Origin of the sequence: Plantactinospora siamensis, assembly GCF_042434095.1 — a bacterium.
GTDB lineage: Bacteria > Actinomycetota > Actinomycetes > Mycobacteriales > Micromonosporaceae > KBS50.
The window spans coordinates 49,644-62,097 of record NZ_JBHLUE010000016.1 but is presented as its reverse complement, the minus strand read 5'-3'; the positions used below and the strand labels follow the sequence as shown (position 1 = coordinate 62,097).

Below are 12,454 nucleotides of genomic sequence, written 5' to 3'. Positions count from 1 at the left end.
GCGCCGTGCCGGCGCGGGCCGCCCGCCACGCGGGCGTCACCCTCCCGGCGGGCCCGCGTCGGCCGGAGTGCTCAGTGGCCGGTCCGGTCCGGTGCTTCGGCCAGCAGCCGCCGCAGCTCGCCGAGCGGTCGCGGCCGGCCGTACCGATAGCCCTGACCGTGCGGGCAACCGATGGCCGCCACGGCCTCGTGCTGGGCGTCCGTCTCCACCCCTTCGGCCACCACCCCGAGGCCGAACGCGTCGGCCAGCCGGCGGATCATTTCCACTGTGGCGTACGCGCGGCGGTCGGCGTCGTCCAGCCGCCGGACGAACGACCGGTCTATCTTGAGCTCGGTGGCCGGGATGCGGTGCAGGTAGCTCAGCGCCGAGTAGCCGGTGCCGAAGTCGTCGATGGCGATCCGCACCCCCAGCGCGCGCAGTTGACCGAGCCGGTCCAGCACGGCGTCGGTGCCCTCGATGAGCGCCGACTCGGTCAGCTCCAGCGTCAGTGAGCCGGGCGGCAGGCCGGCCGCGTCGGTGGCGTCGGCGACGGTTGCCGTGAGGTCGGCCCGGCGCAGGTGCCCGGCCGACACGTTGACCGCCACGGCGGTGCCGGCGGCCAGGTCCTGCCAGTCGGCCGCGGCCCGGCAGGCGGACCGGATCACCCACCGGTCCACCGCGAGGATCAGCCCGGTCTCCTCGGCCAGCGGCAGGAACCGGTCGGGCCGCAGCAGGCCGTGCCGGGGATGCCGCCACCGCACCAGCGCCTCGGCCCCGCGTACCGCGCCGGTGCACAGGTCCACGATGGGCTGGAACTCCAGCTCGAGCTGGTCGGTGTCCCGGACGGCGCGGCGCAGGTCGGCGATGAGCTCGGCCCGGCCCACGGCGGCCTCCCGCAGCGCGGGCGTGCAGATCCGGTACGCGGACTTGCCGGCCGCCTTGGCCGCGTACATCGCGATGTCGGCGTCCCGCAGCAGGTCGGTGTGGCCCAGGTGCTGCGGCCCGTACTGGGCGATGCCGATGCTGGCCGTGGGGCTGTGCGTCCCGTCGGCCGTCGAGCCGGCCCCGCCGAGCGCGCCGAGCAGGCGCTGGGCCAGTCGCTCCGGCTCCTGCCCGCCGGGCCGTCGGTCCTCCTCGGCCCGACCGCCCTCGTCGGCCGGACCGCGCTCCTCGGCCCGACCGCGCTCCTCGGCCCGACCGCGCTCCTCGGCCCGACCGCGCTCCTCGGCCCGACCGCCCTCCAGCAGGACCGCGAACTCGTCCCCGCCGATCCGGGCGACCGTCCCGGCGTCGCCGATCACCGCCCGCATCCGGGCCGCCACGCTGGTCAGCAGGCTGTCGCCACTGGCGTGCCCGAAGCGGTCGTTGACCTGCTTGAACCCGTCCAGGTCGAGCAGCAGGATGGCGACCGGGCGCCGGCCCCGGATCGACCGGCGCAGCTGCCGGGTGAACTGGAGCCGGTTGGGCAGCCCGGTGAGCTGGTCGGCGTACGCGAGCTGGCGCAGCCGCTCGGCCAGGTTGGTGGTCTCGTACGCGGCCAGGCCCTGCCGGATGGCCAGCACGGCCAGCAGGGCGGTGCCGGCCGCGAAGACCGGCGGGGGCAGCGGCTCGTCGTGGCGGCGGGCCAGCACCAGCGCCACCACGGCCCCGCCCACCGGCAGGTACGGCAGGGCCAGCCGCCACCAGGGCAGCGTTCGGGCCTCGGCGTCCGGCTCGGCGGCGTCGAGCCCGGCGGGCGCGGGGAACCGGGTGGCCACGGCGATCAGCAGGTAGCTGAGCGGCCAGCACACCGCGACCGGCCGGCCGGGCAGGAACGTGCCGCGGGCGACCAGGGCCACGTACGCGGTGTCGGCCACCGCCCGGATCGCCAGCGCGGCCCCGATGGCCGACAGCGGGCGCCAGACCGGCCGGAGCGGTCCGCTCACCGCCACCAGGACGGTCAGCTGCATGATGTCGAGCATCGGGTAGAACAGCCCGAAGGCGCGCTGCGGATCGGCCAGCGGCGCCTCGGCCACGTCGCGCAGCACGATCATCCAGCCCACCGGCACGAGGGACAGCCCCACGATGACGCCGTCGAGCACAACGCGCAGCCGACCGACCGCGGTGGAGGGCCCCGACACGCAGCTGAGCAGGGCGGCCGTCCCGGAGACGATGCCGGCCACGAAGATCGACCCGACCGCGATGTTGTTGGGCAGTCCCTCCCGCCCGATGAGCCGGGCCACCGTCCAGGAGATCCGGCCCAGCGCGGCGAGCGCCATGGTGAGCGCCATCAGCAGCCAGAACCGGCGCAGCCGCAGCGGGTGCCGGCGCGCCGCACCGAGGCAGCAGCCGGCCGCGATGGCCGCCACCAGGGTCGCGGTGGCGTCGGTGGCGCCCGGCCCGGCGGGCAGGCCCAGCACCAGCCAGCCTGCCTCGGCGAGCAGCACGGCGCCGCCCAGGCCGATGGCCAGCGGCGCCGCCGTCCGGGCGGCGCGGCCGGCCCGGCCGGGCGGCCCGGACGGCCCCGGCTGGGTCCTCGACAGCGACGCGATCGGCTCGCCTTCCGTTACGTTCCGGTGCGCTCCGGCGCGCATCCGTGCGTCCCCGCCCGCGCGGCACCGTCGCACCGATCGATGACGGTGTACGGGACGGCAAGCTAGCACAGCGGCCCGCGCGCACCGGCGCGGGCGCGCCGCCCCGGCGCCGAGCCCGTTACTCGACCCGGTCGGGATCCCTGGTGAAGACGAACGTGGCGATGTCCACAGTGTCCGGACGGCCGGCCGCGTCCCGGCGTACCGTCAGGATCTCGCCGTCGTTCTGGCCGGTGTGGCAGCGCCAGCGGTCGGCGCCGGCGCGGGTGAACCGCCACGCCGGGCGGCCCGGCGGCGCGAACACCAGCTCGCCATCCCAGCTGACCTCGTATTCCCGGCCCATCCACCACCAGCGGCCGAGCAGGTCGGCCACGTCGTCGGGGGCGGCGCCGGCCGGCCGCCAGGGCTCGGTCGGGGCCGGCGGGTCGGCGTCCAGGACCAGGTCGAGGATCTCGACGCCCAGCTGGCCCAGGTGGCCCTCGCGCAGCCCGTAGCAGTTGGCGTAGCCGACCACGCCGGTGCGGGACGGCCGGTGCACGCTGATGGTGGCCACGTAGCCGGGCATCGAGCCGCCGTGCCCGGCGTACACCCGGTCGCCGGAGCGAGCCAGCTCGATGCCGAGGCCGTGCCCGTGCGCCCAGGTGTCGGGCTCGCTCATGATCACCGGCAGGCACATCTCGGCGAGGGTTTCCGGGGCCAGGACCGCCGGGTCCGGGTCGGCCAGGAACGCCGCCCACCGGGCCAGGTCCGCGGTGGTGGACCAGAGCTGGCCGGCCGGCGCCATCGCGCCGGTGTCGGTCCGCGGCTCCTCGCGCAGCGTGCCGTTCCACGGGTGTACGACGTACCCGCGGGCGAACGGCTCGGTGGCCTGGTACGTCGTGCGGGTCATGCCCAGCGGTTCGAGCAGTCCGGAGCGCACCTGCGCCCACCAGGACGCGCCGGTGAGCCGTTCGAGCGCCCCGCCCAGCAGCCCGTACGCCAGGTTGGAGTAGTGGTAGACGGTCTGCGGCCGGTGGGCGAGCTTCTCCGGGGTGAGCCCGGCCACCAGGCCGGCCAGGTCGGGGCCGTCGACCCGCTCCCACCAGCCGTCGGAGTCGGGTTCGCGCTGGAGCCCGGACGCGTGCCCGAGCAGCTGCCGCAGGGTGACCGCGCCGACCGGGGTGCCGGGCAGGTGCTTCTCCAGCGGGTCGTCCAGGGCCAGCCGGCCGGCGTCGCGCAGCCGCAGCACGAGGGCGGCGGTCATCGTCTTGCTGATCGAGCCGATCCGGTACTGGGTGTCCGGGTCCGGCGCCGGGGCCGTGCCGGCGGCGGCCACGTGCGCGAGCCGGCCGTCCCGCACCACGCCGAGGATGAGCGACGGGGCCGCGCCGGCGGCCTGGGCCGCGGCGATCCGGGCATCGACCCGGCTGGTGGTCTCCGCCTGCAACATCCGGCCTCCCGGTTCGCCCGGCCGGCGGCGCCGGCGTTCCGGCCAACCCTATCGTGATCTTCACAAGTACCCGAGGGTGCGCGAACGTGACACCATTGGGTCATGGAACCGCTGCTGTGGATCGTCTTGGGCGCCGCGCTGGCGATCGCCGAGATCTTCACCACGACGCTGTTCCTGATCATGTTTGCCATCGGCGCGTTCGCGGCCGCCGGCGCGGCCGCGCTGGGCGCCCCGGTGGCGGTGCAGGCGCTGGTGTTCGCGGTGGTGTCGGCGCTGACCGTGGCGCTCGGCCGGCCATCCCTGCGGCGGCGGTTGCTCGACGACGACGGCCCGGCGCGGTCGTTCGGCGCGGCGGCCATCGAGGGGGAGCGGGCGCTCGTGCTGGAACGGGTGGACGCCGACAGCGGCCAGGTGAAGATCGACGGCGAGTTGTGGAGCGCCCGTTCCTTCGACGCGACCCAGGTGTTCCAGCCCGGGGAGCGGGTGCGTGTGATCGAGGTGCGGGGCGTGACCGCCCTGGTTTGGCGGGATGACTTCTCCGCGTCCGGTGAGCTACCCGAATCTTAAGAGGTGGGTGTGATGGGGACTGTGATCGCGGTGCTGCTCGGCGCCGTGGCCCTGATAGTGGTGATAACGCTGATCCGTGCCGTGCGGATCGTTCCGCAACAGCGGATGGACGTGGTCGAGCGGCTCGGCAAGTACAAGCGGACCCTCAGCCCCGGGCTGAACCTGCTGGTGCCGTTCGTTGACGCCGTACGGACCAAGGTCGACATGCGCGAGCAGGTGGTCAGCTTCCCGCCGCAGCCGGTGATCACCTCGGACAACCTGGTGGTCTCCATCGACACCGTGCTTTATTTCAAGGTGGTCGACCCGGTCCGGGCGACGTACGAGATCTCCAACTTCCTCCAGGCGATCGAGCAGCTGACCGTCACCACGCTGCGGAACGTGATCGGCTCGCTGGACCTGGAGCGGGCGCTGACCAGCCGCGAGGAGATCAACCGGCACCTGTCCGTGGTGCTGGACGAGACCACCGGCCGGTGGGGCGTCAAGGTCACCCGGGTCGAGATCAAGGCCATCGAGCCGCCGCCCAGCATCCGTGACTCGATGGAGAAGCAGATGCGGGCCGAGCGGGACCGGCGGGCCGCCATCCTGAACGCCGAGGGTCACAAGCAGTCGCAGATCCTCACGGCCGAGGGCGAGAAGCAGGCCGCGGTGCTGCGCGCCGACGGTGACCGGCAGGCCCGCATCCTGCAGGCCGAGGGTCAGGCCAAGGCGATCCGGACGGTGTTCGACGCCATCCACACCGCCAACCCGAGCCAGAAGGTGCTGGCCTACCAATACCTTCAGGCGCTGCCGCAGATCGCGGCCGGCTCGGCCAACAAGATGTGGATCGTCCCGGCCGAGCTGACCAAGGCCCTGGAGGGGCTGGGCGGCGCGCTCGGCGGGTTGAGCCGGACCGCCGACGACGCGCCGGCCGCGAACATCGACTCCGGCGCCGTCGAGCGGGAGGCCCGGGAGGCGGCCGAGGCCGCGGCGGCCGCGGCGGCCGAGGTCAACCACGAGGTACGCGCCGCGGAGGCGCAGGTCAGTGCGGGAGGGGAGCAGCCGACCCAGCAGCTCACCGCCGGCCAGCCGGTGCCGCCGACGGACCTGCTCCCGGACGCCGCGCCGGACGGGGAGCGTACCCAGCGCCTCTGAGCCGCCTGGCGGGCAAAATTTGAGGATTCTTCCCATTTGTCGCCCCGGCGCCTGCCACGATCGCACCTGACGGTCCTGGTCGGGCGCCGGGGCGCCGCGCGTTCGCGCCCCGGCCGCCGCGTGTGGGAGGTGGCATGGACGAGCAGCCGGAACGGCGTACCAATGCCGAGCTGGACCCCCGGGCGATCCTCGCGGAGCGGTTCGATCCGCCGCCGGGCCTGTTCCCGGCGCCCCCGGACGACGCTGACCGGGACGACCTGCGCCGGATGTCCCCGCTGCAGGCGTCGTTGGTCCGGCCGGTCCGGGTGGTCGGCCGGGTCGGCCTCAACCTGCTGCCGTTCTTCGACGAGTCGGAGCCGGTGCGGCCGGCCAGCAACGCCAACTGGGTGTGGTCGCTGCGGCGGTTCGCCCGCAGCGCCGTCTGGCTGCTGCCCGGGTACGCCGCGCTGCTCGCGATCGCTACGGCCGGCGCCGACGGGCTGCGCGGCTCGGGCACCTTCTCGGCCGGCGCCGGTCTGCGGCTGCTCGGGGTGGCGCTGGCCACCTGGCTCGGGCTGGTGGCGCTGGCCGCGCTGACCTGCCTGCTGGCCACCTCACGCAGCCGCGGCACGGCCGCCGCCGGGCTGCTGCTGGCCATGCTCGGCGGCCTCCTGTTGCCGCTCGCCCAGGTCGGTGGCCCGGGCTTCGTCCGGGTGCTGGCCCTGCTCGGCGGCGGCGTGCTCTCGGTCGGCTGGGCCACGGCCGGGCTGGCGGTGGCCCGATCCGGGGTCTTCGGCGCGTTCGACGGCGCCCTGCTGGTCATCGGGGCGCCGATGATCGGTCTCGGCGGGCTGCTGATCGGGGCGCTGCAGACGATCGGCGCGGTCCTCGTGTTGGCGGCCGGGATCGGCATCGCGGCCAAGACCGGTCGGCTGCTGCCCAAGCCCGACGCGGCGCTGGCCCCGGAACCCCCCGCCGGCGCTCCCGCCTAATGGGCCGCGCACCCGCTCAGTCGTCCCGACCCAGTTCCCAGAACGACACGGCCGCGGCCGCGGCCACATTGAGGGAGTCGACGCCGCGCCGCATGGGGATGACCACCCGTACGTCGCTGACCTCCTGCGCGGCCGCCGTCAGCCCGGGACCCTCGGCGCCAAGAAGCAGCGCGGCCTTGGCCCGCTGGTCCGCACCGAGTCGCTGGATCGGCACCGCGTCGGGCGACGGGGTCATGGCCAGGACCGTGAAGCCGGCCTCGCGGACCAGCTCCAGCCCCGCCGGCCAGGGGTCCAGCTTCGCGTACGGCACGGCGAACACCTCGCCCATGCTCACCCGTACGCTGCGCCGGTACAGCGGATCGGCGCAGGTGGGGGAGAGCAGCACGGCGTCGATGCCCAGCGCGGCCGCGCCCCGGAAGATCGCGCCGAGGTTCGTGTGGTTGTTCAACCCCTCCAGCACCACCACCCGGCGCGCCCCGAACAACACCTCCGCGGCGGCCGGCAGCGGCTTGCGGTGGAAGCTGGCGAGGATGCCCCGGTGCACGTGGAAGCCGGTGACGGCCGCCAGCACGTCCTGGCCGGCCGCGTACGCCGGGCCCTGCGCGAGCAGGTCGCCGAGCTGGTCCACCCGCTTCTCGTCGACCAGGAAGGAGCGCGGCCGGTAGCCCGCCCGCAGGGCGCGCCGCAGCACCAGTTCGCCCTCCGCGATGAACAGCCCGTGCGGCGGCTCCCACCGGGTCCGCAGCTCGACGTCGGTGAGGGCCCGGTAGTCGGCGATCCGGTCGTCCGCCGGGTCGGTGATCAGCTCTACGGCCATCCGCCGAGTCTCCCGCATCGGTCGGCGCACGGTTCGGTGGCCCATCCGCCCGGCCGACTTGCATGATCATGCATTGTGTCGAATAATCTTCCCTGTGTCCAAGGTTCTCACCTCCCTGCCCATCGGTGAACGTGTCGGCATCGCCTTCTCCGGCGGCCTCGACACCTCGGTCGCGGTCGCCTGGATGCGCGACAAGGGCGCGGTTCCCTGCGCCTACACGGCCGACATCGGCCAGTACGACGAGCCCGACATCGCCTCGGTGCCCGGTCGCGCGCTCAGCTACGGCGCCGAGGTGGCCCGGCTGGTCGACTGCCGTGCCGCCCTGGTCGAGGAGGGGCTGGCGGCGTTGACCTGCGGGGCCTTCCACATCCGCTCGGGCGGCCGGGCCTACTTCAACACCACCCCGCTGGGCCGGGCCGTGACCGGTACCCTGCTGGTCCGCGCGATGATCTCCGACGACGTCCAGATCTGGGGCGACGGCTCGACCTTCAAGGGCAACGACATCGAGCGCTTCTACCGGTACGGCCTGCTGGCCAACCCGCAGCTGCGCATCTACAAGCCGTGGCTCGACACCCACTTCGTGACCGAGCTCGGCGGCCGCACGGAGATGTCGGAGTGGCTGCTCGACCGCGGCCTGCCGTACCGGGACAGCACCGAGAAGGCGTACTCCACCGACGCCAACATCTGGGGTGCCACGCACGAGGCCAAGACCCTGGAGCACCTCGACACGGGCATCGAGACGGTCGACCCGATCATGGGGGTGCGGTTCTGGGACCTGTCGGTGGAGATCCCGACCGAGGACGTCACGATCGGCTTCGACCAGGGCCGCCCGGTGACGATCAACGGCAAGGAGTTCGCCAGCGCCATCGACCTGGTGCTGGAGGCAAACGCCATCGGCGGCCGGCACGGACTGGGGATGTCGGACCAGATCGAGAACCGGATCATCGAGGCCAAGAGCCGGGGCATCTACGAGGCGCCCGGCATGGCGCTGCTGCACGCCGCGTACGAACGGCTGGTCAACGCCATCCACAACGAGGACACGCTGGCCAACTATCACGCCGAGGGCCGCCGGCTCGGCCGGCTGATGTACGAGGGGCGGTGGCTGGACCCGCAGGCGCTGATGCTGCGCGAGTCGCTGCAGCGCTGGGTCGGCACGGCGGTCAGCGGCGAGGTGACGTTGCGGCTGCGCCGGGGCGAGGACTACTCGATCCTGGACACCACCGGGCCGGCGTTCAGCTACCACCCGGACAAGCTGTCGATGGAGCGTACCGAGGACTCGGCGTTCGGGCCGGCGGACCGGATCGGCCAGCTCACCATGCGCAACCTGGACATCGCCGACTCGCGGGCGAAGCTGGAGCAGTACGCCTCGCTCGGCATGGTCGGCGGCGGAACCCCGCAGCGGGTGGTCGGCGCCGAGCAGGCGGCCTCGACCGGGCTGATCGGCCCGATGCCGCAGGGCGGCGCGGAGGCCATCGCGTCCCGGGGCGTTCCCTCCGCCGACGACGCCGCGCTGGACCGCGCCGCCATGGAGTTCGGCGTCGACTGAAAGGAGGGGCCCCTTGTTATCGCTTTTTGTATAGGAAGGGGCCCTTCCTAACGGACGGAGTCGGCTTCCGCAAGCCGGCCGTGTCCCGTCCGGCAGCCGGCGATCACCGCTACGGCCGTCGGGCGGGGCCGGGCCGGCGGTCACCCAGGGTAGCGTGGCGGCCGTGTTTCCCACCGTCCGTGAGGTGCTGGACCTTGGACCCCTGCGTCGGGGCGCGCCCCGGGTGCTGGCCGGCGAGTCCGCCCTGGGCCGGCGGGTGCGCTGGGTGCACGTGGCCGAGGTGCCCGACATCGCGGCCCTGCTGGACGGCGGCGAGCTGGTGCTGACCACCGGCATCGGGCTGCCGGCCGACGAGGCGGGGCTGCGCGCCTTCGTCGACGACCTGGCCGACGTGGGCGCCTCCGGCCTGGTCGTCGAGCTCGGCCGGCGGTTTGCCGACAGCGTGCCCCGGGCCATGGTGGCCGCGGCCGGGCGGCGCGGCCTGCCCCTGGTGGAGCTGCGCCGGGCCACGCCATTCGTCCCGATCACCGAGGCCGTGCACGCGTTGATCGTGGACGCGCAGCTCACCGAGCTGCGGGCGACCGAGGAGATCCACCAGCGGTTCACGGAGCTGTCGGTCGAGGGGGCCGAACCGGCCGAGGTGGTCCGGCAGGCGGCCGATCTGGCCGGCTGCCCGGTGGTGCTGGAGAACCCGGCCCGCCAGGTGCTGGCCTTCGACCCGGCGGGGGAGGACCCGGGTTCGCTGCTGGATGGCTGGGAGCGGCACTCCCGGCGGATCCGGCCGGCCGGGCGGACCGGGTACGACCCGGACGCCGGCTGGCTGGCCACCATCGTCGGCGCCCGGGGGCAGGACTGGGGGCGGCTGCTGCTGCGCTGGCCGGGCGCGGACGCGCCGCCCAGCCGGCTGACCATCCTGCTCGAACGGGCCGCCTCCACCCTGGCGCTGGGCCGGCTGATCCGGCGGGACGCCGAGGGGCTGGAACGGCAGATCCACCGCAACCTGCTCACCGCGCTGCTCGACCATGCCCGCCCGGTGGACGAGGTGGCGCTGCGGGCCCGCGCCCTCGGCGTGGTGCTGGACCGGCGGCAGCTGATCGGGGTGATGGTGCGGCACCGCCCCGACCCGGCCGGCGAGCCGGGCGCCGAGGCGGCGCAGGCCCGGCTGCACGACCTGGCCGAGGCGGTCGGCCGGGCCATCCGGGACGCCCGGCTGACCGGACTGGCCAGCGTGGTGGACGAGCAGGCGGTCGGCGCGCTGCTGGCGCTGCGTCCGGACCAGGCCGACGACCAGGCGCTGGCCGCGTTCGCCGCCGCGTTGGACCGGGTACGCCTGGCCGGGGCGGGCTGGCCGGGCGACGGTCCCGGCGCCGTGCCCGGCGGACCGGCGAGGCGCCCCGACCAGCCGGGCCGGCCGGAGCCGCGGCGCGTGGTGGTGGCCGCCGGCTCCACCGTGCCGACGCTGCGCGAGGCCCGCCGGTCGCTGGTGGAGGCGCGCCAGGTGGCCGACGCGGCCCGTCGGGGCCGGCGGGACCTGCCGGTCTTCCGGCTGTCCCAGGTCGGCCTCCCGGGGCTGCTGCACCTGTTGCGGGACGAGCCAAGGGTGCAGACCTTCGTCGAACGGGAGCTGGGCGCGCTGCTCGCCCACGACGCCGAACACCCGCGCGAGCACTTGGTGGACACCCTGCGGGCGTACCTGGAACACGGCCGGAACAAGTCGGCGGCGGCCGCCGCGGCGCACCTGTCCCGGCCCGCCTTCTACGAGCGGCTCACCCGGATCGGCCGGATCCTGGACGCGGACCTCGACTCGGTGCCGGTCTGCCTGTCCCTGCACGTCGCCCTGCTCGCCCTCGACGCCATCCACGACGACGCCTGACCCCCCCTCTGCTCCCCCCGGCCGCCCGGCCCCCGGCCGCCCGGCCCCCGGCCGCCCGGCCCCCGGCCGCCCGGCCCCCGGCCGCCCGGCCCCCGGCCGCCCGGCCCCCGGCCGCCCGGCCCCCGGCCGCCCGGTCAACCGGACGGGGGAGGGGGACCCGGCGGGGTTCGGTTCGGGGTGGGGTGGGTTAGGTGAGGGCGGTCAGGGTTTTGGCGTATGCCGGTGGGACGTATGTGGTGCCGCCGGGGCTGAACACGTCGGAGGTGCCCGCCGCGGCCCAGCCCTCGGCCGGTACGGCGGCCACCAGCGCCCGGACCACCGGCGCGTTCCGCCACTGCTCCTGCTGGGCGAGCAGGCTCAGCGCCACGGTCGACTCCTCGACCTCGCCCACGCACTCGAACGGCTTGTGCGCGTCGATGCCGAGCAGCTCCAGATAGCCCGGCACCTGGTCGGGATCGTCCAGCATGTCCTTGCCGAAGATCCGCACCAGCCGCTCGCGCGGCATGAATGGCGCCAGGGCCAGGAACACGAACCGGCACTTCGGGCAGTGACCGCACCAGCGCGCGCTCGGATCGTGCAGCTTGAACGCCGCGTTGCAGCTGGTCACCACGTCGTCGTACCGGTCGAACTGGGCGAACAGCTTGGCGATGTGCAGCTCGGACAGCGACCGCAGCAGGGAGAAGTACGGCTCGATGAGGCCGGCGTGCTCGGTGAGGGCGGCCCGCAGCAGGCCCTCGGCCTCCACCCCCTTGGACCACTGGTGGTTGATCTCGTGCCCGTGCCAGATCAGGTTCGGATCCGAGGCGGACCGCTCGTTCGACATCACCACCGGGCCGAGCCCGTGCAGCACCGCCGTGGCCACCGCGATCAGCGAGTTGATGGCCGTGACCGGGATGTGGCCGTTGCGCGCCCCGGCCCGGTTGAGCTCGAACAGCGCGGGGTCGATCGCGCGCCGCGCGGCCAGCGCGGGCAGTCCGGACGCCTCGTTCACCGAGACGATCACCGGGTTCGGGTTCACCGAGAACGGCACCGGGTCCAGCCCGGCCCGGCGCAGCGCCTCCAGGCTCACGATCGAGTCCTTGCCGCCGCCGACCGTCGACAGCGGCCGGCCGTCCTGCTGGTCCAGCGGGGCCACGGCCGGCGGCGAGCCCGCCGGCGTCTCGGGGACCAGCTCCAGCACGTACGGCAGGTCGTTGCGGTACGCGTACTCGCCGAGGCCCTTGGTGTAGATGGCCGTGACGTACGCCAGCGAGGCCGGGCCCAGCGGGCGCGGCAGCACCAGCCGGTGCGGCGCGGCGGCCTTGTAGTAGCTCACCCCGGCGACCAGGTGCAGCAGCTCGACCACCCGCTCGGCGGCGGCCACGGCCGCCGGCGCCGGCGGCTCGGCCGGCGTCGGCAGCGTGATCCGTTCGGTGAACCGCACCTCACCCCCGGGTCCGCTGAGCGCGTATTCCAAGGTCACCGCGCCGGTGGCGGGATCGAGGGAGCACGCCGGGAACGAGAAGGCGTCCATCTGCCGTAGCTGTTCTGTGGGCACACGCCATACTAGGCCGAGCCCTGCCCCCGCCGAG

Annotated in this window: 9 protein-coding genes; 5 read left to right on the top strand and 4 right to left on the bottom strand. The window is 74.5% G+C overall.

Going from position 1 to position 12,454, the window contains the following annotated elements; genetic code table 11:
• Nucleotides 1-71: 71 nt before the first annotated feature.
• Together ACFFHU_RS17755 and ACFFHU_RS17750 are read right to left on the bottom strand one after the other, a co-directional pair.
• Complete coding sequence (locus ACFFHU_RS17755) at nt 72-2,552, bottom strand: putative bifunctional diguanylate cyclase/phosphodiesterase (RefSeq protein ID WP_377340325.1); 2,481 nt, start codon at nt 2,550-2,552, stop codon at nt 72-74.
• Nucleotides 2,553-2,670: 118 nt separating this feature from the next.
• The gene (locus ACFFHU_RS17750) at nt 2,671-3,978 is read right to left on the bottom strand and encodes a serine hydrolase domain-containing protein (protein ID WP_377340323.1); all 1,308 of its coding nucleotides are present in this window, start codon (nt 3,976-3,978) and stop codon (nt 2,671-2,673) included.
• Between the two features lie 102 nt (nt 3,979-4,080).
• Between ACFFHU_RS17750 and ACFFHU_RS17745 the strand changes: the two genes are divergently transcribed.
• From ACFFHU_RS17745 to ACFFHU_RS17735, 3 genes are all read left to right on the top strand, one after another.
• Complete coding sequence (locus tag ACFFHU_RS17745; RefSeq protein ID WP_377340321.1) at nt 4,081-4,545, top strand: NfeD family protein; 465 nt, start codon at nt 4,081-4,083, stop codon at nt 4,543-4,545.
• A 12-nt stretch (nt 4,546-4,557) separates the two neighbouring features.
• Nucleotides 4,558-5,676, top strand: a complete 1,119-nt coding sequence (locus ACFFHU_RS17740) for an SPFH domain-containing protein (RefSeq protein ID WP_377340319.1) — start codon at nt 4,558-4,560, stop codon at nt 5,674-5,676.
• 134 nt (nt 5,677-5,810) lie between these two features.
• Nucleotides 5,811-6,647 (top strand): hypothetical protein, encoded by an 837-nt coding sequence (locus tag ACFFHU_RS17735; RefSeq protein WP_377340317.1) that lies wholly within the window; start codon nt 5,811-5,813, stop codon nt 6,645-6,647.
• A 16-nt stretch (nt 6,648-6,663) separates the two neighbouring features.
• On the opposite strand, the gene ACFFHU_RS17730 is transcribed toward ACFFHU_RS17735, so the two are convergent.
• On the bottom strand, nt 6,664-7,464 hold the full coding sequence (locus ACFFHU_RS17730) for a TrmH family RNA methyltransferase (RefSeq protein WP_377340316.1): 801 nt from the start codon (nt 7,462-7,464) through the stop codon (nt 6,664-6,666).
• A gap of 94 nt (nt 7,465-7,558) precedes the next feature.
• Between ACFFHU_RS17730 and argG the strand changes: the two genes are divergently transcribed.
• Nucleotides 7,559-9,010, top strand: coding sequence for an argininosuccinate synthase (gene argG, locus ACFFHU_RS17725; RefSeq protein ID WP_377340314.1), 1,452 nt, complete (start codon nt 7,559-7,561; stop codon nt 9,008-9,010).
• 163 nt (nt 9,011-9,173) lie between these two features.
• Nucleotides 9,174-10,883, top strand: a complete 1,710-nt coding sequence (locus tag ACFFHU_RS17720; protein ID WP_446686813.1) for a PucR family transcriptional regulator — start codon at nt 9,174-9,176, stop codon at nt 10,881-10,883.
• Nucleotides 10,884-11,070: 187 nt separating this feature from the next.
• Here the strand turns inward: ACFFHU_RS17720 and ACFFHU_RS17715 are convergent, their stop codons facing one another.
• Nucleotides 11,071-12,420: a MurL-like N-terminal domain-containing gene (locus tag ACFFHU_RS17715; RefSeq protein ID WP_377340311.1), complete on the bottom strand. Its 1,350-nt coding sequence runs from the start codon at nt 12,418-12,420 to the stop codon at nt 11,071-11,073.
• Nucleotides 12,421-12,454: the final 34 nt, after the last annotated feature.